Source organism: Bacillus sp. AY18-3 (genome assembly GCF_008042305.1).
Lineage (GTDB): Bacteria > Bacillota > Bacilli > Bacillales > Bacillaceae_G > Bacillus_A > Bacillus_A wiedmannii.
In genome coordinates this window covers 66,806-92,170 of the sequence record NZ_QKQR01000030.1, presented here as the reverse complement: position 1 = coordinate 92,170, position 25,365 = coordinate 66,806, and the positions used below count along the sequence as shown (strand labels likewise).

The window sequence follows — 25,365 nt, the reverse complement described above, 5'->3', positions numbered from 1 at the left end:
GGAAACGGTTATTGTAAACCAAGTTTTTTTAAACGGTTATATAAAGTGGCTCTCGTAACACCGAGTTGTTTCGCGCACTCTAATTTATTCCCATTTAAAATGCGTAAAGCCCTCTCAATAACTTTCTTCTCATGTTCATCCATTTCTTCTTGTAAAGAAAGGATTGTATGATTGTTGCTGAGTAATAGGGAATGAGCCGTATGATTCTCTAACGTTTCAGTTGTATGAAATGGTAAATATTCTTGTTTTATAATACCGTCAGTCGCAAATACGACAAGTCTTTCAACAACGTTACGAAGTTCGCGAATATTACCTGGCCAATTGTAATGAAGTAACTCATGCATAATGCTGGAAGGTAAGTCACGAATTGGTCTGTTATAGTTGATTGAAAAATCGTTTAAAAAAGAATAGGTTAATTCAATAATATCCTCGCGTCTTTCGCGCAGCGGTGGAATATGCAAGCTAACTACATTTAGGCGATAGTATAAATCTTCTCGGAACGTGCCTTTTCTCATTTCCTCTTGTAAATCACGATTTGTAGCAGCGATAATGCGGAAATTAATATGAATCTCTTTTTCTCCACCAACTCGGTAATATTTTCGTTCTTGTAGTACACGTAAAAGCTTTACTTGCATATCGAGCGGCATTTCTCCTATTTCATCTAGGAATAATGTACCGCCTTGCGCGAGCTCTATTTTACCCTTTTTCCCTTTACTATTTGCACCAGAAAACGCCCCGCGCTCATACCCGAATAATTCACTTTCAAATAACGCTTCTGGAATGGCGCCGCAGTTAATTGAAATGAAAGGTGCTTTAGTTGCTTCACTTGCTTCATGGATTGCTTTCGCAAATACTTCTTTTCCAACACCACTTTCTCCGAGTATTAAAACTGTTGATTTCACCGAACACACCTTTCTAGCTAATTGTATCGTTCTTTGTATAACAGGGCTCTTTCCATTCATCGCAAGGAAAGGGTCTAATTCATCTTTATATTTTGCGACCTCTTGTTCTAATCGGTGCATTTCATGTGACATATTAAATAGTTTTTCATTTAAAGCAACTTGATTCGTAACATCAGTTTCTGAAACGACTGCTCCAATAATTTCATCGTTACAATACACTGGGTTTGAGTTAATTAATACAAATAAATCTGGACGAGGCTGATGGAACTGAGCAATTATGCTTTTTCCGTCATGTAATGATTGTAAAATTTCCAAATCTTTATAGTCAAAAAAGTGAGTGATAGGTTGTCCAATAATTTCAGTATGGTTGACTGAAAAAATCTTTTCGGCGCCATCTGTCCAAGTACGAACACATTCTTTATCATCGATAACTGTAACAGAAGAATCAGTTGTTTGTATTACGGTGTTATAGAAAGATTGTAGTTCATTGTAAGACTTAACAAGAAACGGAATGATTTGCTGAGCCGTTATACAGCATATAGGCTCTTTATTTTCGTTTATTACGATAACGGTCATTTCATGAGAAAACGCGTCAATTAAAGTGTTGAATGAATCATCTTCATCTATAACTGCACAGTTGTATTTTTCTGTAGTAGAAGGGCTGTAATAAAACTTTTCGTTAACTTGCTCAATATGTTGCAAATTGTTTGTGTGATCAATTAATAAAGTTTTTAGAAATTCTTGTATTGTGGGAAATGAGAATGCCATATTGTCCTCCTATTATGTATAAAAATTTTGACAGTGATAAAAAAATAATACACCTATTTATGATAATTTCAAAATATTTTTACAAATAAAAATATTATTTGTAAAAAGTGTATATATGTAGAGTTGGCACGTCAATTGCATAAAAGAAAGTGAGGGATTAAAAAGAAGGGAGGGGTGCTACGTGAGGCACTGTGACGTTTTAATAATAGGTGGTGGAATTATAGGATGTTCAATCGCTTATTACACTTCAAAATACGGAAGAGACGTAACAATCATTGAAAAAGGAGAATTTGTCAGTGGGACGTCTTCACGGTGTGACGGGAATATTTTGGCTATTGATAAAGACCCAGGGTTTGATAGTCAAATGTCGTTAGTAAGTCAAAAGTTAGTAACTGATTTAAGTGAAGAGTTAGAGCACTCATTTGAATATAGAGCACCAGGAAGTATTCTCGTATGTGAGTCGGACGAAGAAATGGAAGCAGCCCAGCAATGGGTGAATCGTCAAAAGGAAGCTGGTTTACCGTTTCGAATGCTTGATAGACAAGATATAAGAGAAGAATCGCCATTTTTTGCAGAAGAGTTATTAGGCGGGTTAGAATGCGCAACGGATTCGACTGTAAATCCATATCTCCTTGCTTTTTCACTTCTTACAGAATCGAAGAAATTTGGTACGAAAGCTTTTAATCATACGGAAGTAAAAGAAATGAAAAGAGATATAGACGGTTCCTTTATTGTAGAAACGACTAACGGGACGTTTACTGCGAAACAAGTGGTAAACGCAGCCGGTGTGTGGGCTCCGAAAATCGGAGAAATGTTGGATGTAAATATCCCAATTGAACCGAGAAAAGGGCATATTATTGTAGCTTCAAGGCAACAACACGTTGGTTGCCGTAAAGTAATGGAATTTGGCTATTTAATTTCTAAATTTGGCGGAAAACGAAAAGTGGATGCTTTAACTGAGAAATATGGGGTAGCTCTTGTGTTTGAGCCGACAGAAAGCCAAAATTTTTTAATTGGTAGTAGTAGAGAGTTTGTAGGTTTTCATACGAAGATAAACAACGAGGTTATTAAATGTATTGCAAACAGAGCAATTCGTTTTTATCCGAAAATGGCGGATATGATGGTGATTCGTTCATATGCTGGATTACGCCCGTGGACAGAAGATCATTTGCCAATCATTTCACGCGTGCAACATATCCCGAACTACTTTATCGCAGCGGGGCATGAAGGGGATGGCATTAGCCTTGCAGCGGTTACTGGAAAAGTAATTGAAGAGTTATTAAATGAAAAAGAAACAATCATTCCTATTGAACCACTTCGTTTGAGTCGTTTTACAGAAAGGGTGTTAAATGGATGAGGTCACAAAGAGTCTTTACGACGATTGATACACATACGGGCGGGAATCCGACGAGGACATTGATAAGCGGACTTCCAAAGTTAATTGGAGAGACGATGGCAGAGAAGATGTTACATATGAAAAAGGAGTATGACTGGATTCGCAAATTGTTAATGAATGAACCGCGTGGTCATGATGTAATGTCAGGAGCACTATTAACAGATCCGTGTCATCCTGAAGCAGATATTGGTGTTATATACATAGAGACAGGTGGATATTTACCGATGTGTGGTCACGATACAATTGGTGTATGTACAGCTTTAATTGAATCAGGTTTAATTCCTGTAGTTGAACCGATTACTTCGTTAAAGTTAGACACGCCAGCCGGCTTAGTTGAAGTGGATATCTTTGTTCAAGATGGAAAAGCGAAAGAAGTCTCTTTCTGTAACATACCAGCTTTTTTACTGAAGCATATTACTGTACAAGTCGAGGGGATTGGAACTGTAGAAGCAGATATTGCGTATGGAGGAAATTTCTATGCCATTATTGATGCAAAGTCAGTAGGTTTAGAGTTAGTACCGGAACATGCATCTACAATCATCGATAAGGCAATTCATATTAGAAATATCATTAATGAGGAATTTGAAATCATTCATCCGCAGTATTCATTTATTAGAGGGTTAACCCATATTGAATTTTATACAGATCCTACTCATGAAAGTGCTCATGTGAAAAATACAGTTGTCGTTCCGCCAGGAGGAATTGATCGTTCTCCATGTGGTACAGGAACATCAGCGAAGTTAGCTGTATTATACGCAAATCAAAAAATTGAAGTGGATGAAGAGTTTATTCATGAGAGTATCGTTGGCTCTTTATTTAAAGGGTGCGTCATAAATACAACATCTGTAGAAAATATTGAAGCTGTCGTAACGAAAATTACAGGTTCAGCTTGGCTTATGGGGATGCATAGATTTTTTTATAATGAAAAGGACCCACTTAAAGAAGGCTTTTTGCTAATTCCGCCGATGGAACATGAAACGGAGGATGTAAAATGAACATTCAAAAAATGTATACAGCAGTAGACGTACATGTAAATGGTGAAGCATTTCGTGTAATGAAAGATGTACCATGCAAATACTACTACAGTTTAGAGCAATTAAACGAACAATTTTCAGGTGAATTAGCAGAAGAAATGAAGCTTTTATTAAATGAACCACGTGGTTTTATCGGATTAAATGGATGTATTGTCGTTCCTTCTATTCATATGGAAGTCGATGCAGCTGTATTATTTTTTAATCATGAAGGATCCATTCCGCTTCATTATGGGGGGATTGTCGCAGTCATAACGATGTTACTAGAAAGCGGGTATTTAAAAAAGAGAGAGACGAACCAATACAAAATTGAAACGCTATCTGGTATATTTTCAATCCATGCGTATGTAGAGAATGATGAAGTTGTATCTGTTTCGTTTGAAAGTAAACTATGTTATATGATTGAGAAAAATTTACAAGTTGGTAATATAAGTTACTCTCTCATTCAGGCAGATAAAGTATATGCAGTTGTAGAAAAGGATGCATATTCACCAGAAATCAGTATTGAAAATATCTCTAAATTAAAAAAATGGAGTGAAGTTACACTTCAAGCTATACAAAAACAGTCATTAATAAAAAGACTTATTTTAGTAGAATCTATGCAAACAGAAAAGAACCATATAAAGTCGATTACATTTCATGAAGATAACTTTATCGTACGTTCGCCTGGTTTTGTTTCTACTATTGTATCTTATGTTCATACATTATTTAAAAATGATTATATAGCGGATAAACCTTTTAAAAATGAAAGTATATTTAATAGCTTTATAACAGTGGAACAAGTGAAGAAAGAAGAACAAGGATACATTTTTCGCTTTGAAAGTAGAGCATTTATTACAGGAATGCAGACGTTTCTATTAGACTCTACAGATCCGTTTCCGACAGGATTTTTATTAAAATAGTAAAGGGAGAGAGAAATATGAAAAAAATTAAAGGGGCATTTCCAGTATTGATCACACCGATGGATGAGTTTCAAGAAATTAATTGGAACGGTGTAAAACAAAACGTAAACTATTTTATCGATCAAAAGGTAGCTGGCATTATTATTAATGGAAGTACAGGTGAGTTTGTTAGTTTATCAAAAGAAGAACGATTTAAAATGGTAGAAACAGTATTAAAAGAAGTTGATGGCCGTATTCCAGTTATTGTAGGAACTGCAGCAGAAACGACGAAAGAAACGATTGAATATACGAAACATGCAGAAGCACACGGAGCGGATTGCGCATTAATTATTAACTCGTACTATTGTAAGCCGAAAGAAGAGGAAATTTATTTTCATTTTAAAGAAATCTCAAACGCTGTAAATATACCAATTATGTTATACAATAATCCGTTTACATCTGGTGTTGATATGAGTACAGAGCTCATGCTACGTATTGGAAAAGAATGTGAAAATGTTACACATATTAAAGAATCTAGCGGAGATATTCGTAAAGCAAGAGATTTAGTACGACAAGGCGAAGGTGCTTTTCAAGTCTTCTGTGGATCTGAAGATTTAGTTATGGAATCTTATTTAGTAGGTGCAACGGGATGGGTTTCAGTAGCAGGAAATATCGTGCCGGGACTTGTTACGAAAATGTATGAGCATTTCCAAAATGGTGAATTAGAAAAAGCTTGGGAAATAAACGATGCTATTTTACCTCTTTGCGAGTTTCTTGAAGGATCAGGAAAATATGTACAAATTGTTAAACGCTCAATGGAATTACACGGGCAAGCAGGGGGACCTTCTCGTTATCCGAGACTCGGATTAACTGAAGAAGAAGATCAAAAACTTCAAACGATTATTTCAAAAATTGCAGCTCATGCAGCTGTTTAAATAAGGAGGAGAGCATATATGTTAACGACAAACATTGAGCTGAGACCAAAAGTGAAAGCGTTTTTAAATGAAGAAATTAAAATGTTTATTAATGGTGAATTTGTACCTTCCATTAGCGGGAAGACATTTGAGACATACAATCCAGCAACAGAAGATGTTTTAGCTGTCGTATGCGAAGCGCGAGAAGAGGATATTGATGTAGCGGTAAAAGCTGCAAGATCTGCATTTGAATCAGGACCTTGGGCAGAAATGACTACCGCTGAAAGAGCGCACCTAATTTATAAATTAGCAGACTTAATTGAAGAGCATGGAGAAGAATTAGCGCAGTTAGAAGCTTTAGATAATGGAAAACCATATCAAGTAGCACTGGATGATGATATTGCAGCGACTGTAGAAAATTATCGTTATTATGCGGGATGGGCTACGAAAATTATCGGGCAAACAATTCCGATTTCAAAAGATTACTTAAATTACACACGCCATGAACCTGTTGGCGTTGTAGGTCAAATTATTCCTTGGAATTTTCCACTCGTTATGTCTTCTTGGAAAATGGGAGCTGCACTAGCAACAGGTTGTACAATCGTATTAAAACCAGCAGAGCAAACGCCTTTATCGTTATTATATACAGCGAAGCTCTTTAAAGAAGCAGGTTTTCCAAACGGTGTTGTAAACTTTGTTCCAGGTTTTGGCCCTGAAGCAGGAGCTGCAATCGTAAACCATCATGATATTGATAAAGTAGCCTTCACAGGTTCAACAGTTACAGGGAAATATATTATGCGTCAATCTGCAGAAACAATTAAACATGTAACGTTAGAACTTGGTGGTAAATCACCAAATATCATTTTAGAAGACGCTGATTTAGAAGAAGCGATTAACGGCGCATTCCAAGGTATTATGTATAATCACGGCCAAAATTGTAGTGCTGGATCTCGCGTATTCGTTCACCGAAAACATTACGAAACAGTCGTAGCTGAATTAGTAAAAATGGCGAACAACGTAAAACTTGGAGCAGGTATGGAGAAGGAAACGGAAATGGGGCCACTCGTATCTAAAAAGCAACAAGAACGTGTGCTACATTACATTGAACAAGGAAAAGCAGAAGGAGCTACTGTTGCTGCTGGTGGTGAACGGGCATTTGAAAAAGGGTATTTTGTACAGCCAACAGTATTCACAAATGTTACTGATGATATGACAATTGTGAAAGAAGAAATTTTTGGACCAGTTGTCGTTGTACTTCCATTTGATTCAACAGAAGAGGTTATCGAAAGAGCAAATCGCTCTTCATACGGACTCGCTGCGGGCGTATGGACACAAAATATTAAAACAGGACATCAAGTTGCCAATAAATTAAAGGCAGGAACAGTATGGATTAATGATTATAACTTAGAAAATGCAGCTGCACCATTTGGTGGGTTTAAACAATCTGGTATCGGTCGTGAGTTAGGTTCATACGCGCTTGATAATTACACAGAAGTGAAAAGTGTTTGGGTAAATATAAAGTAATAGAGAATCTAACTGTTAATAAATAGAGGGATGGAATAATAAGAGATGCGGACAACTGGAAGGTTTAATAATAGTTGTCCGTTTTCTTATATATAAAATAGTTTTCAAAAGAATGTTAAGGGGGATTTGGATGGAGCAATTAGTAGAGTGGTTAGTTGGGCAAGTATGGAGTATTGGGTTAGTTGTTTTTGCATTAGGGGCAGGTGTGTATTTTACAATTGCAACTCGTTTTCTGCAAATTCGTTATTTTAAAGAGATGATTAAATTATTATTTGAAGGGAAGAGCTCGGAGACGGGAATTTCATCCTTTCAAGCATTTTGTTTAGCCTTATCAGGTAGGGTTGGAATAGGTAATATCGCAGGGGTCGCGACAGCTATCGCTTTTGGCGGACCAGGAGCTGTGTTTTGGATGTGGGTAATGGCTCTTTTAGGAGCAGCGAGTGCATTTGTTGAATCAACATTATCTCAAGTGTATAAAAGTAAAGTTGGGAATGAATACCGAGGTGGTACACCATATTTCATTGAAAAAGGCTTGAAAATGAAATGGTTTGCAGTCATTGTAGCGGTTGTTGTAACACTTTCATATGGCGTTTTATTACCAGGTATTCAGTCTAGTAGTATCGCAGTTGGATTTGAAAACTCTAATGGCATTAGCAAATATATAACTGGAATATTATTAGTTATATTATTAGCATCAATCATTTTTGGTGGCGTAAAGAGAATTGCGGGCGTTTCGCAAATGCTTGTTCCATTTATGGCAATAGGTTATGTAGTTGTTACATGTATCGTATTAATTGCGAATGTAACAGAAATTCCAAGTATGTTCGCTTTAATTTTCTCTAGTGCTTTTGGTGTAAATGAAATGTTTGGCGGAATCGTTGGTGCAGCAATCGCATGGGGCGTAAAGCGTGCTGTATTTTCAAATGTTGCTGGTGTTGGAGAAGCGACGTATAGCTCCGCTGCTGCTGAAGTATCCCATCCTGCAAAACAAGGGTTAGTTCAAGCGTTTTCTGTATATATCGATACAATTGTTGTATGTACAGCGACAGCTCTTATGATTTTAATAACAGGTATGTATAATGTTATACCTGAAGGGAAAAGCGCTATAGTAAAGAATATAGGGAATGTTGATGCAGGTCCAATCTATACACAACAAGCAGTTGAAACTGTTATGACAGGGTTTGGTCCATTATTTATTTCAATCGCAATATTTTTCTTCGCATTTACAACTTTACTCGCATACTACTATATCGCTGAAACGACACTTACTTATTTAGATCGTGAGCTTAAACATAGCTGGTTAAAACCAGTTTTAAAAATTGGATTTTTAATTATGGTTTACATCGGTAGCGTAGAATCAGCCTCGCTTTTATGGAATCTTGGAGATTTAGGAATCGGTAGTATGGCATGGTTAAACTTAATTGCGATTCTACTATTAAGTAAAATTGCAATAAAAGTGTTAAAAGATTATGAAGCACAGAAAAAAGAAGGGAAAGATCCAGTATTTGATCCTAAAAATGTGGGAATTGAAGGTTTAACGTTTTGGGAAGAAAGAAGTAAAGAAATTGAAAGGAAAAATTATAAAGAACAAACAGTAGAGGATGATAGTCTGAAATTTTAGTAATAATAAACTGAATATTCATTCTATTCAATGAGGTATATTGCCTTCTTTTCATCACATACTACAATAGGTACACATAATTTGAATGGGGGTAATAATAAGATGGAACACGAACAACATAGTACAGTAAATGACGTTCTACATCATTATAAAGAAGGTATCGGTAGTTTTACAAACCAAATTCCTGAAATTGCAGAAACATATAATGCATTCACGCAAGCTTGTTTTCAAGAGGGCGCTTTAACAAAAAGGGAAAAACAACTTATCGCATTAGGAATTAGTCTAGCAACGCAAGATGAATATTGTACCATTTATCATACAAAAGGTTGTCTTGATCAAGGATGTTCAGATAAAGAGATTCTGGAAGCATGTGGTGTATCAGCAGCATTTGCTGGCGGAGCTGCAATGAGTCAAGCGGTAACATTAGTACAAGAGTGTTTAAGTGAACTGAAAAATCAGAAGCATTGAATGTAAAAGAACGTTTTAAACTTTATGTTTAAAACGTTCTTTTACGTGAGATTAAATTTGAGTATAAAAATTATCTGGTATGTGATGTATTAAAGTAAGAATTTTAAATTTAGTCGGAATGAGAAATAACAACTATTTATTTAGTATTAAGATTTTCTAAAAAGTTTCAATTGTTTCATATAATCAATAGCTTTTGTTTTGTTCTTTTGTTTACATACATATTCGAATTCATTCTTATCTCGATAATAACAATTCATTATTTCTTCTGTAAGAAATCCATCGGAAATAGCTTTTTTAATTGCGCAATGTGGTTCATTTGTATGAGTGCAGTTAGAGAATTTACAGCTCATAGATATCTCTTCGATATCTTCATAGCCAAGATTAAAGTTGTCCTCATGTTTTATTAAGTCAAAACCTGTTTTACTAATGGTTAATCCCTCCACTTGCCATACATTATATAAGTATGTTTTATCTAAATATATATTTCCTTTTAGTAACCTGTTATTCCTTCCTTAAAACTTGGTACAATGAAACAAAAGGGGGATTAGTAATGCAAAATTTAGTAATTGAAGAGATTAAGCAAATAAATGATGATATGGAAGAGCTTTCTAAACTTTTGAAAACGGTTGTAGATGATGGGGCGTCAATTGGTTTTTTACCTCCACTGGAACAAATAGAATCAACAAAGTATTGGGAAACTGTTTTAGCACCAGAAGTGATCTTGTATGTTGCTGAAATAAATAATGAAGTGGCAGGGAGTATTCAATTACATTTAGTTACAAAGCCTAATGGGATTCATAGAGCTGAAATTTGCAAGTTAATGACTCACCCGAACTTTAGACGTAACGGTATTGGACGTTCGCTTATGCAAAAAGCAGAGGAAAGAGCAAAGCAAGAAAATAGGTCTCTTATAGTGCTAGATACGAGAGAAGGAGACCCTTCTAATAGATTGTATAAATCATTAGACTATAAAGAAGTTGGAAAAATACCAGAATACGCAATATCTCCAAATGGTAATTTAGATGCAACGGTTATTTATTATAAAATGATTTAGTATTTTTATTTGAAAAGAGGGATATTTTTAAACGAAAAATCTGTTATTAGGTCTGAGTATTGATTTGTAAAAAGATTGATAACCCCCTGTATAATAGGGGTTTTCTTTTCATTCATTAACTTCATATTGAATGTTCAATTTGAGGGCCAATTTGTATAAGGTTTTAACAGTTGTATAAGAGGTATTACTTAAATAGGAATTTTGAAGTCTTTTGGTGAATATTAAATGTTAATCTAAAAGATGGAGGTTGCTGTGATGTTGAAACTGTTTCAATATAACTGGCAAGTTCGTGATGATTGGTTTACATGGTGCGAAGACATATCGGCCGAAGAACTGGTAAAGAAACGGGTCGGTGGATTCGGCAGTATACTACATACCCTATTTCATATTGTAGATGTGGAATATATGTGGATCTTAGGGTTGCGTGGTGAATCAGTGCCTGAGGAGCCATTGTTTGAAGAGTATGCCAGCTTACAAAAAGTGAAAAATCTTACAGCTCAATACCACGGGAAAGTGAAGCCATTTGTGACCTCTTGGACAAATGAAATGGATTCTCGGAAACTTTCAAAAGCTGACTTCAATGAAGAGCCGATTAGCTCAAGAGACGCACCAATTAGGCGTCGAGTCATTGAATGTACACACGGAGAGTTAATACGTCATGTCATTGTCCACGAAATCCATCATATCGGCCAGTTATCTATATGGGCACGTGAAATCGGAAAGGAGCCAGTTTCCGCAAATCTGAGAGGGAGAGGGCTATTTGATAACTAGACTAACTTTGCCAATTTCGTAATTTATTTATAAACGAATAGTTTAATTGAGTATATTTAACACCGTCTATATTTCTCTAGCGGTGTTATTTGAATGTATCAATAAAATTTATATAATGTACTAAATGAATTTGAGAAAGTTTTTAGAGGGTTCTTTTCGTTATACTCCTTGACTTATAATGGATGTAGAGAAGATGACTAGCCGACTATAGTTATTTTCGCTTTATTATGGGAAAGGGGATGACGGGATGAGAACGAAAGGTTTACAGAAGGTGAAGAAAGTTATATTAAGTGGTGGTATATTACTTACGGGATTATTAACTTTCGGTTTTTCAGAAAAAGCTTCAGCTCATGGATATGTTGAATCACCAGCGAGCCGTTCTTATTTATGTAAGCAAGGGGTAAATGTAAATTGCGGACCGATTCAATACGAGCCGCAAAGTGTAGAAGGAATAGGTGGATTCCCGCAATTAGGACCTTCTGATGGACAAATCGCAGGAGCAGGCCATTTTCCTGCTTTAGACGTTCAATCAGTTGATAGGTGGAAGAAAGTTACGTTAAACGGCGGGACGAATACATTCAAGTGGAAACTAACCGCACCTCATAGTACGAAAGAATGGAAATACTATATTACGAAAAAAGATTGGAATCCAAATAAGCCGTTAACAAGGTCTGATTTAGATTTAGTGCCATTCTATGTGAAAAATGATGGGGGAACAAGACCAGGAACTTCAGTAACTCATGAAGCGAATGTACCTACTGATAGAAATGGATATCACCTTATTTTAGCTGTTTGGGAAATTGCAGATACTGGGAATGCATTTTATCAAGTTATAGATGTTAACCTTGTAAATAACGGTTTAGCATCAAATTTTCCGCTAAATCATGTAGTGCAAGCTCCTAGCTTATTTTAAATAAAATATACATTTTGATCATCTAATTCATTTTAGATGATCTTTTTTTACGAAAAACGATGAAAAATATAGAAGAAAGTGCAATTATTTATAAAAAATTATGCTTTAAATATTGTCATATTTGCTTCTTTAAGATATCCTTTTCATGAAGAGGTGGAAAACATGGAAAAAGTACTAGTTTTCGGGCATAAAAACCCAGATACAGATGCAATTTGTTCTGCAATTGCTTATGCAGAATTGAAAAAAGAATTAGGAATGAATGCTGAGCCTGTACGTTTAGGCGAAATCAGCGGTGAAACTCAATTTGCGTTAGACCATTTTAAAGTAGAAGGACCGCGTTTTGTTGAGACAGTTGCAAGCGAAGTGGACAACGTTATTTTAGTTGATCATAACGAGCGTCAACAAAGTGCTAACGATATCGAATCTGTTCGTGTGTTAGAAGTTATTGACCATCACCGTATTGCTAACTTTGAAACAAGCGATCCTATTTACTATCGTTGTGAGCCAGTTGGTTGTACAGCTACAATCTTAAACAAAATGTACAAAGAAAATGGCGTTACAATTCGTAAAGAAGTTGCAGGTTTAATGTTATCTGCAATCATTTCAGATTCTTTACTATTCAAATCTCCAACTTGCACAGAGCAAGACGTAGCAGCAGCTCGTGAATTAGCGGAAATCGCTGGTGTAGATGCTGATAACTACGGCTTAGAAATGTTAAAAGCTGGTGCTGACTTAAGCGGAAAAACAATGGAGCAATTAATCTCTCTTGACGCTAAAGAATTCCAAATGGGTAATGCGAAAGTTGAAATCGCACAAGTAAACGCTGTTGATACAAACGACGTTCTTGTACACCAAGCGGAACTTGAAAAAGTTATCTCTGCAGTAGTAGAAGAAAAAGGTTTAGACCTATTCTTATTCGTTGTAACTGATATCTTAACTAACGATTCTGTCGGTCTTGCGATCGGTAAAGCAGCAAACGTTGTTGAGAAAGCATACAACGTATCTCTAGAAAACAACACTGCTACTTTAAAAGGTGTTGTATCTCGTAAAAAACAAATCGTACCAGTATTAACAGAAGCATTTCAAGCTTAATTTTATTGAGTACAGATACACAGCAAGGACAAGTAGTCGGATTGGCTACTTGTCCTTTTCTATCTCTAAAAAACAGAAAATTAAAATTTTAAAACAGGAGGATTGTGTATGCTTAATGATTTGGAGAGTAAATTACAGTCACTTTTAGAGCGAAATATTACTTCTGTTTCAGAATTAGAGAGTTGGCTTTTGGATGAACTGCGTGTAACCGCTGAAATAGAAGAGGAGATAACAAGTAGTTTAATTGCCACGTATAGAGATACAAATGACAGAAATAAACGTAATTTACATATGTATAATCAAAATACAATTCAACCACTTTTAAAAAGATACAATGCGAAATTTGACCAGAAATTTAGAAAGTCTCCGTTTTCCGACTTATTAAATGAGCAGAAATACGGTTTTATGAAAAAAGCAAGATTGATAAAAAGTAAAATGTTTAATGACAAGAACATTGCTCTTTCCATTAAAGAGCAAAAGCTTATTACGAAATATAGAGAAATAATGTCTAACATATTTATTAATTGGGAAGGAGAGCAAAAGACGTATGCATACGTAAAAGCAAAACTAGATAACCCCAATAGAGCTATTCGCGAAAAAGCTTGGTACGCTTTATGTGAAGCAAGAAGTATAGTGAAAATAGAAATAGATTGTATTATGAATGAACTCATACAATTGCGGAATGAGATCGCTTTAAATGCAGGATTTAATAATTATAGTGAGTATGCTTTTAAACAAAAAAATAGAGATTATAGTATTAAAGAGTGTTATAAGCTTCATGAATCTATAGAAAAGTATGTTGTACCAATATGGGAACAGTTGGGGATTCTTTCTAAAAACAATCTCGGTGTAAAAAAATATCGCCCTTGGGACCTTACTCCATGTAAATTACCAAAAGCTCCATTCCAAAATGCTATTGATTTATTGAATGGGGTGGAAGAAATATTTCGGAAGACAGATTTATATTTTTATGAGAAATTTATTCATATACGAAAAACGGGATTAATTGACGTAGAAGAACATGAAAATAAAGCACCGGGAGCTGCTTGTTTTACCTTTCCTCATAGTAAAGAGGTTTTTGTGTATTCTAATTTTAGTCCATCATTTTATGCAATTAATGCGCTAATACATGAAGTGGGGCATGCATTTCATTTTTATAAACAATTTAACAATGATAGTAGCATGCAAGAAAGATATCTTCGTGAAGAGGTAGCTGAGCTTTATTCCATAGGTCTTGAGTTGCTAGTAATGGATAAGCTCAATATCTTTTATAAGCAAGAGGATGAATATAAAGAAGTGCAGCGCGTACAATTATATCGTGCTTTGTCTTTATTAATGGCGTCAATTGCAGGAGATGTATTCCAGCACTGGCTCTATACAAATCCAAACCATACACCAGAAGAACGTGATAAGAAATACGCTGAAGTATGTAAAAGGTATCAATATTCATCAGTCAATATTGCAGGATTAGAAGATGAAATCGGTGCAAGCTGGTTAGAGTCATTTCATTATGTTCAGTTTCCTTTTTATCAAATTGAATACGCAATTGCGCAAATAGGAGCAATGCAATTGTTTCAAATTTATCGAGAGGATCCAAAAAAAGCGATTGCTTTCTTTAAAGAGGGAGCGAATGCAGATTGGAATTTACCTATACAAGAAATATATGAAAAAACAGGTGTTACGTTTGACTTTTCGGAAGAAAGGATAGAAAGTACTGCAAGTGTAATTTTTGATCTAATAAATGAATTAAAATAAGGATAGCATTTGCTATCCTTATAACTGTTTGTTCGTAGATTTTTTCTTGTTTATATAAAATGTAATAATTGCAGTAATGAGGAAAATAGGTATAGCATATGCTTGCCCAACAAACAATTTCCAGCCAACATGATTATAGCCTTCAGATGCTGGAGCAATCATAGCGATTACGCAAACGATAATATAGAGTACTAGCGCAGGGATTATATTTTTCATTTGTTCACCTCCTTTTCATAAAATCATCACATGTATATTTGTATAATACATTATGGTTTGAGAAAAGATATATGTTTTTCTAACATTTATGTAAATAAAAGGGTTGTTATTAAGTGGAATAGAATAGGTGTATGTAGAATGATATAGGGGTGTTACATATAATGAACAATATATTAAATCGAATAAAGAAAGATGTAAGTATAGAATTATTGAATACGCTTTGGCCTGGTTTTAATAGGGCTGCATTTGCATTATATAATGATGAGCATGTGTATGTATTTCATCATCCATTATTTTTGAAAGATGATGGTGAGTATGCCGTTTTAAAGCGAGATGACCAATTTAAGGCTGATACATGTATCTTATTAAAAGATTATCCAACTGCCATCGTGAATATGGATAGGCATAAAGATTATGAAAGTTTACTTGCGATTGTGGTGCATGAACTTTTTCATTGCTATCAATATTTGAATAAAGAAAGTAGATTTCCAAATGAATCTCTAGGATTTCTATATCCTATATTAGAAGAAAATATACAATTGCGAAATAATGAACGAATGTGTTTATATGATGCTGTGCATTGTAAGTCACAAGCTGAGAAATATAATTATATTAAGCAATTTATTGAACTAAGAGAGCAAAGAACTAGTTTTATGAAAGAAGAGTTTATAACATATGAGTGTATGGTTGAAAGTATAGAGGGGCCTGCTTGGTATGTAGAAATGAACGCTTACAATGCAATATGTGAAAAGGATGAAAGCGAAACATTACGAAAATATAGCGGATTTATTTTAGATGCATATGAAGCTAATTATAACATTAGGAAGAGCTGCTATAGCTCAGGAATGCTTTTATGTTTATTATTAGATGAAATCCTTCCTAACTGGAAAACGAGCTTCTTTAATAGTGATAAATCGTTATATGCCTTTTTAAAACAAAATATAAATGTGGATTTGAGTTTTAATAATGAAATTGCAATAAGTAAAGAAACGAAGCAAATCCTTCATTTTGTTCAAAACGAAAGAGACAAGGATTTTAAACAATTCTATAAAGAAAAAGGGTATCATCTGTATATTGTAGGTAATATGAAATTAAACATGTTTAATCCAATGAATGTAAATTTAAACGGAAATAAAGCATTACATAAAACCTTTTTAAGTGTGAGTATACATAATAAAACATATATGATAGATCAACCTGTTTTAGCATCTTTTGAAGAAGATTTTAAAAATATGACACAAGTTCATATTATAATGAATGAAAAACCGATAAAAACAAATAATGGATGGAACGTAGTGGGGATTGGAGATATAGAAGGTGAGTATGAAGAAGTAGAGAATTCTATATTTTTATATTTAAAAAATTAGAAGTGAGGTAAGAAATAACAATGAAGAGGTTATGCATAATTCCATGCGGAAAAAAGAAAATTTGGGATAAGTATCCAGATTACGGACCGATGGAGGCAAAAGAAGTATATATTAGTCCATTCGGAAAAGCATGTCAGGCATATGCAACTATGTTTTTCGAGAATTGGGTTATCTTATCGGCGAAGCATGGATTTTTAAGACCAAATGATATTGTATTAGAAAACTATGATCTTGCTTTCGATTCAAAGAGCGATGAAATTATTAGTATGGAGCAATTAAAACAACAGATGATTGAAAAAGACTTGCTTCAGTTTGATGAAATAGTTTTACTTGCAGGGAAGAAGCATAAGAAAGTAGTGGCACAATTGTATCCAGAAGAAATTATTACGTATCCGTTAGAAGGATGTAAAGGGATTGGATATATGTTGCAGAGGTTGAAAGAGGCTGTTGGAGAAGGGAAGGAACTATAGTAGAAAAGTAATTGGTGTTTCAATGGTAAATAATAAAATCGACTCAAAAAAGAGTCGATTTTATTATTTACAACTTAATTTTATAGTTGAATGGTTCAAGAGTTATATCATAATTTTCACTCGAACCTTCTAGTATTAATTGTAATTCACCTTGCTCAATTGGGAGTTTAGGGAATGTTAAAACAGCATCACTAGTTACGCCAGGCATCATACCTTGTGGGATTTTAGGATATTTTGCTTCATAGTTGTCTTGGTATTCTAGTTGTTGACCATTTACGATTAATTTGGAGTTAAAATCGTAGAAATTAAACGCTGCAGTTGCATCATTTTTAGCCGTGAAATATACTCGTGTTTCTTTATCAGCAATTTCAATTTTTTTAACAATCATTTTATAACCATTATGGTCTTGCTCTTGATTTACTTCAATTGTTTTTTGGGCAGGATCAAAAGCAGTTGCATAATCTGTTTTTTCGATACTTGTTGCAACGATTGTAGGACCTTTTACTTTTCCACCAAAAGCATTTTCACCTTCAAAGACGTCTTTAATAGTACCCTTAACATGAATGTAATCTTCACGTTTAACATCTAATTTAGGATCTTTAAATGCAATAATAGTATTTTTACTGCGCTCTTTGTCAGCCCAAGCTTGAAGATATGTACCATCTTTATCACGTTCAGGTTCGACAAAGATTTGCGCATAGAAATCAACCTTTTTCCCTTTATGCTCTTTAGGATTAGAGTGCATTTTTTCAAATTCTTCTTTTGATAGCACCTGTGTCGATTCACTTGTCTCCTTAGTAGTTTTCTTTGATGTTGAATCTTTAGAGTCTGTATCTTTAGAACATGCTCCACCTAAAATAATAGCTCCACAAAGAACAGATAATAGAATTTTCTTCAAAATTTATCCTCCTACATATATAAAAATATATTTTCGGTTTATAGTATAACAGATTACAAGTAATTATTTTACAAAAACTTTTAAAAAGAGTTCTTTTTAGTAAGATTTACTATACTAAAGAGTCAAAACTAGACTAGCAAACAAACCTCTTTCTACTTTTCATCATAGACTATGATGAATTCTATTTAGGAGGAGGCATGTTTATGGGGAATCATTGTAATTGCAGGGGTTCATTTTGGGACGATTTAACATATTATCCGAAAGAAGTCTCCTTCCTCAGGCGTGTGAAAGACGATAGTCTAGCGGCAGGTGGGAGATGAATTTTGGTTTTCCTATTTATTTCGCCTCTGATATAATCAGTCTTATAAGAGGGGGATTTTGGTATAACAATGAAAGTAGATAATAATCTTGTAGTGTTCAGGTTGTGTGATCACCGTCATAGCTTATGGAATATGAAGCGGAAAATGAGGTGAATGGATATGCCAAAGCAGAATAAGGCGTATAAATTTCGTCTGTATCCGACAGAAGAACAAGCACATCTCATACGAAAAACCTTCGGGTGTGTACGTTTTGTGTATAACAAAATGCTGGCTGAACGAATAGAAGTATATGAAAAATATAAAGAGAACAAGGAAGAACTGAAGAAACAAAAATTCCCTACTCCTGCGAAATACAAGGCGCAGTATGAATGGTTGAAAGAAGTCGATTCCTTAGCATTGGCCAACGCGCAATTAAACTTGCAAACTGCGTATAAGAATTTTTTTAGTGGTCAAAGTGATTTTCCTACATTCAAAAGTAAAAAGAGTAGAAAATCCTATACAACGAATCGAGTAAACGGAAATATTATGTTATTTCATGGTTATATCAAATTACCAAAGTTGAAAATGGTGAAACTGAAGCAACATAGAGAAATCCCGCCAAAACATATCATCAAATCGTGTACGATTTCGATGACACCTACTGGTAAATACTATGTGTCCATCTTGACTGAATATGAAAAAGAGATTGTACAAAAAGAAGTACAAACTGTAGTTGGATTAGACTTCGCAATGGCTGAATTGTATGTGAGTAGCGAAGATGAGAAAGCCAATTATCCTCGCTTTTATCGTCAGATGTTAGAGAAATTAGCGAAGGCACAACGAGTATTAGCAAGACGTGTGAAAGGTTCAGAGCGCTGGAATAAACAACGCATTCGTGTAGCGAAATTGCATGAAAAGGTCGCCAATCAACGTAAAAATTTTCTTCATCATAAGTCTAAAGAATTAGCTACGAGTTTTGACGTTGTAGCAATTGAAGACTTACATATGAAAGGAATGTCACGAGCACTTAGATTTGGTAAGAGTGTAGCGGACAACGGTTGGAGGATGTTCACGACATTTTTAGCATATAAGCTACAAGAACAAGGAAAACAGCTTGTAAAAATAGATAAATGGTTTCCTTCTACAAAGATGTGTAGTAATTGTGGAAATAAAAAAGAAATGCCATTATGTGAACGCACCTATGCGTGTTCGTGTGGACTCACAATCAGTCGTGACTATAACGCAGCGATCAATATCAAAAAAGAAGCCATCCGCTTATTAGTGTTGGCATAAATAGTGACAAAATAACCTTTGGAACAAGGGAGTTAGCTCGGCTGTTCTAGGACAAATTCGTTAGCTATCAAAAGTAGCGATGAACCGAGAAGCCCCTACTTCAAGTAAGCTCGTAAGAGGTACTAAGTGGTGGGTAGTTCACTGTTCGGAAGATGTGGATGTAAATGCAGGAATTGTCACGAATGTCGTTGCAAAGAGAAACCAAACTGCGATTGTGATCAGTGTTGCTGTAAGGAAAAACCGAAGTGTGATTGTGAAAAATGTAATTGTAAAGAGAAACCGAAATGTCATTGTAAACATGAAGAGTATTAATAATAAAAAAGAGTACGTTACGTACTCTTTAACTTTCTAATGTTATATTCCGTCTTGAACAGATTTTTTTACGATTTCCCACGAGTCTTGTTTTTTGATTTTTAAAGCAACATTAGTTCCGGTAGACTCCTTATAAAAGATATATCCATCGTTTGAGTTTACATATGCCAATGGTTCACCTATGCAATCTCGTGAACAAGATGTATTGATAATCTCAATTAAAGATAGTTCGCTCGGATCGGTTTTACTTGCATCTATAATAGTATCAACGTCTGTTTTACGGTAACCTTGTAAGTTTACATGGAAACTTTGTTCAATTTCACCTGTAATACTAGTATTCATTACTTCAACTGAAAGTTTCTTTTCTTGAAGAAATCCGTTTTCATAAAGTAATTTTGTATATCCAAGCCATCCAATTAAAACTAGCATAATAAATATACTAGATATTTTAAGTGTTCGAAGCCGTTTACTAACAATCGTTTCTGAGTATTTCATTTAGTTTAATCCTCCAATGTTTTTAATTAAAAGTATGCCTAGATACATACTTTTAGAAGAAGGATAGAAGTTAATGAGTTCTGGATTCAAAAAAGAAAGCATCCGAAGTTAGATGCTTTCTTTTTTTAGTATTTTTTGCTATCTGTTCGTTACTTGTTTCATAAGTGGCCTAATTTCTTTAACGGGTGGTTTTTTATCATAGGCATCAACGTAAGAGAAATAGTAATTTAAGTTTCTGAGAAGACCTTTTCCTATTTTAGCGCTCAAGAACGGAAATACTTGTCCAGTATAATCATCGAGAGATTTACAGTAATATTTTTCATCTAGATAAATACTGTATTTACATGTTAGTTCTACTAGTGAGTTCCCTTCATCATCAATTACTTCTTTAGAATCAATAATGTCTATTAATGCGAATTTTTCATTCAGATAAACTTTCTTCTTTTTCTCGTGTTTATTTGTGAGGATAAATACGAGACCAATGGCGTTAATCAAAAGATTTCCTCCTATAAAAAACGGATATTAATAAAATATATCGATATACGTTAAATGTAAAGAGGAGAGGTGAAATTTCATTGATAGAAAGTTTTATAAGCCGATTTGTTTTTTCAAATCGGCTTATTATTATTGAAACACTTGTGGGAATTGTTTTACGATTGCATTTGTTAGCATATCAGCCATTTCTAATGCTTCTTTTTCAATTTTATCGTATAGTTTTACGCTTGCTTCAAAATCTTTATTTAGGAAGGCAAGCGCTTCTGCTTTCGTAAGTGCTAAATGTTCATAAAACATTTTTCTGAATTCTTCTTTTTCTATATATGGGTTGATGCTAGTAAGAAACGCCACAATTTCATCACCATTAGCGTACCATTTTTTCTCTATAGCGGCAGCTGCATTTTGATCACCTGCTTTTGCGGCTTTAACTAGATCCGCTGCAATGACTAAGTGATCTTTAATTAGTGCACTATATTTTTTTACAGCATCTTCACCATAGAATGGTTCAAGTGACAGTCCCATATGTGTTGCATTTTGAAGAAGTCGCCCAACTGTAACGTTTACGTCTGGTAAATTAAAGACAATACTAATAATAGCTAATCTCGTCCAAGCAACATGTTGTTCCCATAAAGAACGCATATAACCTTTTAAAAAGTTCTCGTTTTTACTAATTCGGTAATTACGTACAGATGTATCAAAGTGTACATAAGGGTTATGATAGGGGGAGTAATACGATTGCCAATAAGAATACATAAACGGTAACACTCCTTTGAACATGTATAACTCAAAGTATGATGGGAATTTATTTTTAGTTACGTGTCCTAAATTAATTTCAGAAATTGATATGGAAAAAGATGCAGAATTTTATTGTGGTATATACAAATAAAATGAATATAAAAATAAACAAGGCTCTGCAAGGGAAGTTGCAGAGCCTCAAAAGGGTATTGCCGAGATGTCGGACTCGACTAAGTAATGTTATCATAAAATTCTATTTAAAAAACCTGGTAAATGTGTCCAAATGAAAGTGGATCTTTAATAAAGTCAATGGGATCAGCTTCCCGCAGCAGATCCCGTTAACTAGATAATGTTGATGAGCAAAAACTCATCTGGAGTACTTTTATAGTAATAAGTGAAATTCGTTTTGTGTATTGAGAAAAAAAGAATTACTTCAATAAATGTTAAGAACTTATATTTTACATCTCGTTACTATTATCATTTGTTGTGAGTGGAGTATGGTTATAAAATAGAGAAAAGATATACAAGTGTATCTAAAAGTGTACTGAAATGTATAATAATCAAAAAAGACCTGCTTTTATAAGCAGGTCAACTTAAGGGGTTTATCCAACAGAATATTTCATATGATAACAGCTGTATTATAGTAAGTCTATAAGATATATATTGAGAAAATTATTATGGATAATATATCACATACACATTAACGTTTAAAAAGTTGAGAAAGAAAATGGAAAAGCTTTCTATAAGAAAATAATGGCTGGTATTTATAATACGATTCATATTTCCACGCATCATGATTCGAAAATTGGAGTTGGTTCGGTACTGTTTTCTGCTTGATGGAACTAATATTCTGCTGCTTCATATAGTAACCTCCTGAATTCATATGTATAAGATTAGTAGTATTCAAGGAAGGGTAATAAAATGTATATTTATTTTGTAATTCATTTTATATGTGCTTTATTTATGTTTTAAAATTTATAAACATAAATAGCCATTAAAACACCGTTGCTAAACAACCTTTAAAACGTAGAAAAGCATAAAAAATGAAAAAGCAAGCTGTTAGTCATGTATTCATCACTTTCATGACGCATAAGTGATGATATAATAGGAATAGATGAAAGATATAGAAAAGCAGGTGACTCTTTTTTGTTTACAAAAGCACAAGAACTTCTAGCGTCTTATTTCGGTTATTCGTCATTCCGAAGAGGACAAGATGAAACAATTAAAAATGTATTAGATGGGAAAGATACGGTTTGTATTATGCCTACGGGTGGTGGTAAGTCAATTTGTTATCAAATTCCCGCATTAGTATTCGAAGGAACGACATTAGTTATTTCACCTTTGATTTCACTTATGAAAGACCAAGTAGATACATTAGTACAAAACGGTATTTCAGCTACTTATATTAATAGTTCTATTTCAATTACAGAAGCGAATCAACGCATTCAATTAGCGAAACAAGGACATTATAAGTTACTTTATGTAGCGCCTGAGCGTCTTGATTCAATGGAGTTTGTTGACCAACTTATCGATATGAAAATCCCGATGATTGCAATTGATGAGGCGCACTGTATTTCGCAGTGGGGACATGATTTCCGTCCAAGTTATTTACATATACATCGCATATTAGATTATCTTCCAGAAAAGCCGCTTGTATTAGCTTTAACTGCGACGGCAACACCACAAGTTCGTGAAGATATTTGCAACACGCTTGGAATTAATCAAGAAAATACGATTATGACAACGTTTGAGCGCGAGAACTTATCATTTTCTGTTATTAAAGGACAAGATCGTAATGCATATTTAGCGGATTATATTCGTCAAAATCAAAAGGAATCTGGGATTATATATGCAGCTACTAGAAAAGTAGTTGATCAGTTGTATGAAGATTTAATGAAAGCGGGAGTTTCGGTATCAAAATACCATGCTGGTATGAGTGATACCGATCGAAATGAGCAGCAAGAACTCTTTTTACGTGATGAAGTGAGTGTAATGGTAGCGACATCTGCATTCGGGATGGGGATTGATAAATCGAATATTCGTTACGTTATCCATTATCAACTGCCAAAAAACATGGAAAGTTATTACCAAGAAGCAGGACGTGCTGGACGTGACGGATTAGATAGTGCGTGTATATTGCTATATTCTTCTCAGGATGTGCAAGTACAGCGCTTTTTAATTGATCAATCGACAGGTGAATCTCGATTTTCAAATGAACTTGAAAAACTGCAAAATATGACTGATTATTGTCATACAGAACAATGTTTACAATCATTTATTTTGCAATACTTTGGAGAAGAACCGAAAGAAGATTGTGGCCGCTGCGGAAATTGTACGGATGACCGGGAAAGTATCGATGTGACGAGAGAATCACAAATGGTTCTATCTTGCATGATTAGAACGAACCAACGATTTGGAAAACAAATGATTGCACAAGTTTTAACTGGTTCGAAAAATAAGAAAGTTATTGAATTTAATTTTCATACTTTACCAACATACGGGTTACTATCAAATCGTAGTGTAAAAGAAGTTAGTGAATTTATTGAGTTTCTAATTTCAGATGAGTTAATTGCAGTAGAACATGGTACGTATCCGACATTAAAAGTTACGGAAAAAGGGAAAGAAGTATTATTAGGTAAAGAGAATGTTTTACGTAAAGAACGAGTAGAGACAAGACAAATTGTTCAAGATCATCCTTTATTTGAAGTACTTCGCGAAGTACGTAAAGAAATTGCGCAAGGAGAAGGTGTACCTCCATTCGTTATTTTCTCTGATCAAACGTTGAAGGATATGTGTGCAAAAATGCCACAAAGTGACTCTGAACTTTTAACTGTGAAAGGGATCGGCGAACATAAACTTGTGAAGTATGGTTCTCACTTCTTACAAGTAGTTCAGCACTTTATTAAGGACAATCCAAACTATGCTGAAACAGTTAAAACAGAAGTGGTGACAGAGCGGAAAAAGTCAGGGAAAGCTTCAGCAAATTCTCATTTAGAAACGTATGAAATGTATAAACAAGGCATTGATCTAGATGAAATTGCGAAAGAACGTGGCTTATCAAGACAAACAATTGAAAATCATTTAATTCGCTCTTTTGAAGATGGAATGGAAATAGACTGGAACAGTTTTGTTCCTGCAGAATATGAATCACTGATTGAAACTGCCGTGCAAAATGCAGAAGGTGGTCTGAAATCAATTAAGGAACAACTTCCAAATGAAGTGAGTTACTTTATGATTCGTGCATATTTACAATTTAGAAAGTAGAGATATATAAAGGGGATAGGGGATATATGCATCACGTTTTCGTGTATGGCACATTAAGAAAAGAGCAAACGAATGCTCATTTTATGCAAGGTGCAATATGCATCGCAGACGGAGCATGGACGTATGGTAAATTATTTGATACAAACGAGGGGTATCCGGCAATGATTTGTTCAAATGAGGACAAAGTATACGGAGAAGTTTATGAAGTAAATGAGGTTGTTCTGCAAAAATTAGATGAACTTGAAGAATATACAGGTAATGCAGAAAGTGATTTATATGACCGAATCACCGAAACGATTTATTTAGGAGATAGAATAATACGTGCATTTGTGTATGTCGCTCAAGATAAAGAGATGCTAAAGAAAGTTATCATTTCTGGTGATTGGGTAGAGTATCAACAAGAAAAATAATAGCAGCCATAGAGCAGATAG

The 25,365-nt window shown here is 34.5% G+C and carries 26 protein-coding genes; 18 read left to right on the top strand and 8 right to left on the bottom strand.

Annotation, left to right across the window (positions count from 1 at the left end):
* Positions 1–8: 8 nt before the first annotated feature.
* A complete protein-coding gene (locus tag DM800_RS23110; protein ID WP_147787672.1) occupies positions 9–1,670 on the bottom strand; it encodes a sigma-54 interaction domain-containing protein in 1,662 nt (553 codons plus the stop codon).
* 181 nt (positions 1,671–1,851) lie between these two features.
* Here DM800_RS23110 and DM800_RS23105 point away from each other — a divergent pair, with 181 nt between their 5' ends.
* The 7 genes from DM800_RS23105 (at position 1,852) to DM800_RS23075 (ending at position 9,505) form a co-directional block, all read left to right on the top strand.
* A complete protein-coding gene (locus tag DM800_RS23105; RefSeq protein WP_088063712.1) occupies positions 1,852–3,027 on the top strand; it encodes an NAD(P)/FAD-dependent oxidoreductase in 1,176 nt (391 codons plus the stop codon).
* Positions 3,024–4,061 carry a proline racemase family protein gene (locus tag DM800_RS23100; RefSeq protein ID WP_060487075.1) on the top strand — a complete coding sequence of 346 codons (1,038 nt, stop codon included), beginning with the start codon at positions 3,024–3,026 and terminating at the stop codon, positions 4,059–4,061. Before DM800_RS23105 ends, DM800_RS23100 begins: the two co-directional genes overlap by 4 nt.
* Entirely contained in the window at positions 4,058–4,999 is a 942-nt protein-coding gene (locus DM800_RS23095; RefSeq protein WP_147787671.1) for a proline racemase family protein, read from the top strand. The genes DM800_RS23100 and DM800_RS23095 overlap by 4 nt, the downstream gene beginning before the upstream one ends.
* Positions 5,000–5,016: 17 nt before the next feature.
* Positions 5,017–5,913, top strand: a complete 897-nt coding sequence (dapA, locus tag DM800_RS23090) for a 4-hydroxy-tetrahydrodipicolinate synthase (protein ID WP_075307423.1) — start codon at positions 5,017–5,019, stop codon at positions 5,911–5,913.
* Between the two features lie 18 nt (positions 5,914–5,931).
* Entirely contained in the window at positions 5,932–7,416 is a 1,485-nt protein-coding gene (locus tag DM800_RS23085; protein ID WP_147787670.1) for an aldehyde dehydrogenase family protein, read from the top strand.
* 130 nt (positions 7,417–7,546) lie between these two features.
* A complete protein-coding gene (locus DM800_RS23080; RefSeq protein WP_147787669.1) occupies positions 7,547–9,037 on the top strand; it encodes an alanine/glycine:cation symporter family protein in 1,491 nt (496 codons plus the stop codon).
* Positions 9,038–9,067: 30 nt separating this feature from the next.
* Positions 9,068–9,505 (top strand): carboxymuconolactone decarboxylase, encoded by a 438-nt coding sequence (locus tag DM800_RS23075; RefSeq protein WP_147787668.1) that lies wholly within the window; start codon positions 9,068–9,070, stop codon positions 9,503–9,505.
* Between the two features lie 146 nt (positions 9,506–9,651).
* On the opposite strand, the gene DM800_RS23070 is transcribed toward DM800_RS23075, so the two are convergent.
* Positions 9,652–9,948 (bottom strand): hypothetical protein, encoded by a 297-nt coding sequence (locus DM800_RS23070; protein ID WP_088063706.1) that lies wholly within the window; start codon positions 9,946–9,948, stop codon positions 9,652–9,654.
* A gap of 107 nt (positions 9,949–10,055) precedes the next feature.
* Here DM800_RS23070 and DM800_RS23065 point away from each other — a divergent pair, with 107 nt between their 5' ends.
* The 5 genes from DM800_RS23065 to DM800_RS23040 all read left to right on the top strand — a co-directional run bounded on the left by DM800_RS23065 (position 10,056) and on the right by DM800_RS23040 (position 15,090).
* Entirely contained in the window at positions 10,056–10,559 is a 504-nt protein-coding gene (locus DM800_RS23065) for a GNAT family N-acetyltransferase (RefSeq protein ID WP_147787667.1), read from the top strand.
* Between the two features lie 255 nt (positions 10,560–10,814).
* Positions 10,815–11,330 carry a DinB family protein gene (locus DM800_RS23060; RefSeq protein WP_147787666.1) on the top strand — a complete coding sequence of 172 codons (516 nt, stop codon included), beginning with the start codon at positions 10,815–10,817 and terminating at the stop codon, positions 11,328–11,330.
* A 247-nt stretch (positions 11,331–11,577) separates the two neighbouring features.
* Entirely contained in the window at positions 11,578–12,243 is a 666-nt protein-coding gene (locus tag DM800_RS23055; RefSeq protein ID WP_048547409.1) for a lytic polysaccharide monooxygenase, read from the top strand.
* A gap of 162 nt (positions 12,244–12,405) precedes the next feature.
* Positions 12,406–13,335, top strand: a complete 930-nt coding sequence (gene ppaC, locus DM800_RS23050) for a manganese-dependent inorganic pyrophosphatase (protein ID WP_000416840.1) — start codon at positions 12,406–12,408, stop codon at positions 13,333–13,335.
* 108 nt (positions 13,336–13,443) lie between these two features.
* Positions 13,444–15,090: a M3 family oligoendopeptidase gene (locus DM800_RS23040; protein ID WP_147787665.1), complete on the top strand. Its 1,647-nt coding sequence runs from the start codon at positions 13,444–13,446 to the stop codon at positions 15,088–15,090.
* Positions 15,091–15,108: 18 nt separating this feature from the next.
* On the opposite strand, the gene DM800_RS23035 is transcribed toward DM800_RS23040, so the two are convergent.
* The gene (locus DM800_RS23035) at positions 15,109–15,306 is read right to left on the bottom strand and encodes a DUF4017 family protein (protein WP_087983846.1); all 198 of its coding nucleotides are present in this window, start codon (positions 15,304–15,306) and stop codon (positions 15,109–15,111) included.
* Positions 15,307–15,467: 161 nt separating this feature from the next.
* Between DM800_RS23035 and DM800_RS23030 the strand changes: the two genes are divergently transcribed.
* On the top strand, positions 15,468–16,673 hold the full coding sequence (locus tag DM800_RS23030; RefSeq protein ID WP_147787664.1) for a peptide ABC transporter permease: 1,206 nt from the start codon (positions 15,468–15,470) through the stop codon (positions 16,671–16,673).
* 20 nt (positions 16,674–16,693) lie between these two features.
* Positions 16,694–17,143, top strand: coding sequence for a DUF6884 domain-containing protein (locus tag DM800_RS23025; protein WP_147787663.1), 450 nt, complete (start codon positions 16,694–16,696; stop codon positions 17,141–17,143).
* A gap of 67 nt (positions 17,144–17,210) precedes the next feature.
* On the opposite strand, the gene DM800_RS23020 is transcribed toward DM800_RS23025, so the two are convergent.
* The gene (locus DM800_RS23020; RefSeq protein WP_147787662.1) at positions 17,211–18,041 is read right to left on the bottom strand and encodes a DUF4352 domain-containing protein; all 831 of its coding nucleotides are present in this window, start codon (positions 18,039–18,041) and stop codon (positions 17,211–17,213) included.
* 479 nt (positions 18,042–18,520) lie between these two features.
* Between DM800_RS23020 and DM800_RS23015 the strand changes: the two genes are divergently transcribed.
* Positions 18,521–19,633: an RNA-guided endonuclease TnpB family protein gene (locus DM800_RS23015; protein ID WP_147787661.1), complete on the top strand. Its 1,113-nt coding sequence runs from the start codon at positions 18,521–18,523 to the stop codon at positions 19,631–19,633.
* A 79-nt stretch (positions 19,634–19,712) separates the two neighbouring features.
* Positions 19,713–19,985, top strand: coding sequence for a hypothetical protein (locus DM800_RS23010; RefSeq protein WP_227557878.1), 273 nt, complete (start codon positions 19,713–19,715; stop codon positions 19,983–19,985).
* 2 nt (positions 19,986–19,987) lie between these two features.
* Here the strand turns inward: DM800_RS23010 and DM800_RS23005 are convergent, their stop codons facing one another.
* The 4 genes from DM800_RS23005 to DM800_RS29370 form a co-directional block, all read right to left on the bottom strand.
* Positions 19,988–20,440, bottom strand: coding sequence for a hypothetical protein (locus tag DM800_RS23005; protein WP_000877594.1), 453 nt, complete (start codon positions 20,438–20,440; stop codon positions 19,988–19,990).
* Positions 20,441–20,578: 138 nt separating this feature from the next.
* Complete coding sequence (locus tag DM800_RS23000) at positions 20,579–20,935, bottom strand: hypothetical protein (protein ID WP_000606238.1); 357 nt, start codon at positions 20,933–20,935, stop codon at positions 20,579–20,581.
* Between the two features lie 129 nt (positions 20,936–21,064).
* Positions 21,065–21,688, bottom strand: coding sequence for a hypothetical protein (locus DM800_RS22995; RefSeq protein WP_048547385.1), 624 nt, complete (start codon positions 21,686–21,688; stop codon positions 21,065–21,067).
* Positions 21,689–22,370: 682 nt separating this feature from the next.
* A complete protein-coding gene (locus tag DM800_RS29370; protein WP_000813318.1) occupies positions 22,371–22,532 on the bottom strand; it encodes a hypothetical protein in 162 nt (53 codons plus the stop codon).
* A gap of 284 nt (positions 22,533–22,816) precedes the next feature.
* Here DM800_RS29370 and recQ point away from each other — a divergent pair, with 284 nt between their 5' ends.
* Both recQ and DM800_RS22985 read left to right on the top strand, forming a co-directional pair.
* Positions 22,817–24,934, top strand: coding sequence for a DNA helicase RecQ (recQ, locus tag DM800_RS22990; protein ID WP_147787660.1), 2,118 nt, complete (start codon positions 22,817–22,819; stop codon positions 24,932–24,934).
* A gap of 26 nt (positions 24,935–24,960) precedes the next feature.
* Positions 24,961–25,344 carry a gamma-glutamylcyclotransferase family protein gene (locus DM800_RS22985; protein WP_075307402.1) on the top strand — a complete coding sequence of 128 codons (384 nt, stop codon included), beginning with the start codon at positions 24,961–24,963 and terminating at the stop codon, positions 25,342–25,344.
* The last annotated feature ends 21 nt before the right edge of the window (positions 25,345–25,365 follow it).

Coding starts and splice junctions, on each gene's coding strand:
- DM800_RS23095 (WP_147787671.1), top strand. CDS start 4,058: ATGAACATTCAAAAAATGTATACAGCAGTAGACGTACATGTAAATGGT.
- DM800_RS23010 (WP_227557878.1), top strand. CDS start 19,713: ATGAACCGAGAAGCCCCTACTTCAAGTAAGCTCGTAAGAGGTACTAAG.
- DM800_RS23110 (WP_147787672.1), bottom strand. CDS start 1,670: ATGGCATTCTCATTTCCCACAATACAAGAATTTCTAAAAACTTTATTA.
- DM800_RS22995 (WP_048547385.1), bottom strand. CDS start 21,688: ATGTATTCTTATTGGCAATCGTATTACTCCCCCTATCATAACCCTTAT.
- DM800_RS23025 (WP_147787663.1), top strand. CDS start 16,694: ATGAAGAGGTTATGCATAATTCCATGCGGAAAAAAGAAAATTTGGGAT.
- ppaC (WP_000416840.1), top strand. CDS start 12,406: ATGGAAAAAGTACTAGTTTTCGGGCATAAAAACCCAGATACAGATGCA.
- DM800_RS23015 (WP_147787661.1), top strand. CDS start 18,521: ATGCCAAAGCAGAATAAGGCGTATAAATTTCGTCTGTATCCGACAGAA.
- DM800_RS23075 (WP_147787668.1), top strand. CDS start 9,068: ATGAGGTATATTGCCTTCTTTTCATCACATACTACAATAGGTACACAT.
- DM800_RS23085 (WP_147787670.1), top strand. CDS start 5,932: ATGTTAACGACAAACATTGAGCTGAGACCAAAAGTGAAAGCGTTTTTA.
- DM800_RS23065 (WP_147787667.1), top strand. CDS start 10,056: ATGCAAAATTTAGTAATTGAAGAGATTAAGCAAATAAATGATGATATG.
- DM800_RS23030 (WP_147787664.1), top strand. CDS start 15,468: ATGAACAATATATTAAATCGAATAAAGAAAGATGTAAGTATAGAATTA.
- DM800_RS23005 (WP_000877594.1), bottom strand. CDS start 20,440: ATGAAATACTCAGAAACGATTGTTAGTAAACGGCTTCGAACACTTAAA.
- DM800_RS23060 (WP_147787666.1), top strand. CDS start 10,815: ATGTTGAAACTGTTTCAATATAACTGGCAAGTTCGTGATGATTGGTTT.
- DM800_RS23100 (WP_060487075.1), top strand. CDS start 3,024: ATGAGGTCACAAAGAGTCTTTACGACGATTGATACACATACGGGCGGG.
- DM800_RS29370 (WP_000813318.1), bottom strand. CDS start 22,532: ATGAAGCAGCAGAATATTAGTTCCATCAAGCAGAAAACAGTACCGAAC.
- dapA (WP_075307423.1), top strand. CDS start 5,017: ATGAAAAAAATTAAAGGGGCATTTCCAGTATTGATCACACCGATGGAT.
- DM800_RS23040 (WP_147787665.1), top strand. CDS start 13,444: ATGCTTAATGATTTGGAGAGTAAATTACAGTCACTTTTAGAGCGAAAT.
- DM800_RS22985 (WP_075307402.1), top strand. CDS start 24,961: ATGCATCACGTTTTCGTGTATGGCACATTAAGAAAAGAGCAAACGAAT.
- DM800_RS23055 (WP_048547409.1), top strand. CDS start 11,578: ATGAGAACGAAAGGTTTACAGAAGGTGAAGAAAGTTATATTAAGTGGT.
- DM800_RS23035 (WP_087983846.1), bottom strand. CDS start 15,306: ATGAAAAATATAATCCCTGCGCTAGTACTCTATATTATCGTTTGCGTA.
- DM800_RS23080 (WP_147787669.1), top strand. CDS start 7,547: ATGGAGCAATTAGTAGAGTGGTTAGTTGGGCAAGTATGGAGTATTGGG.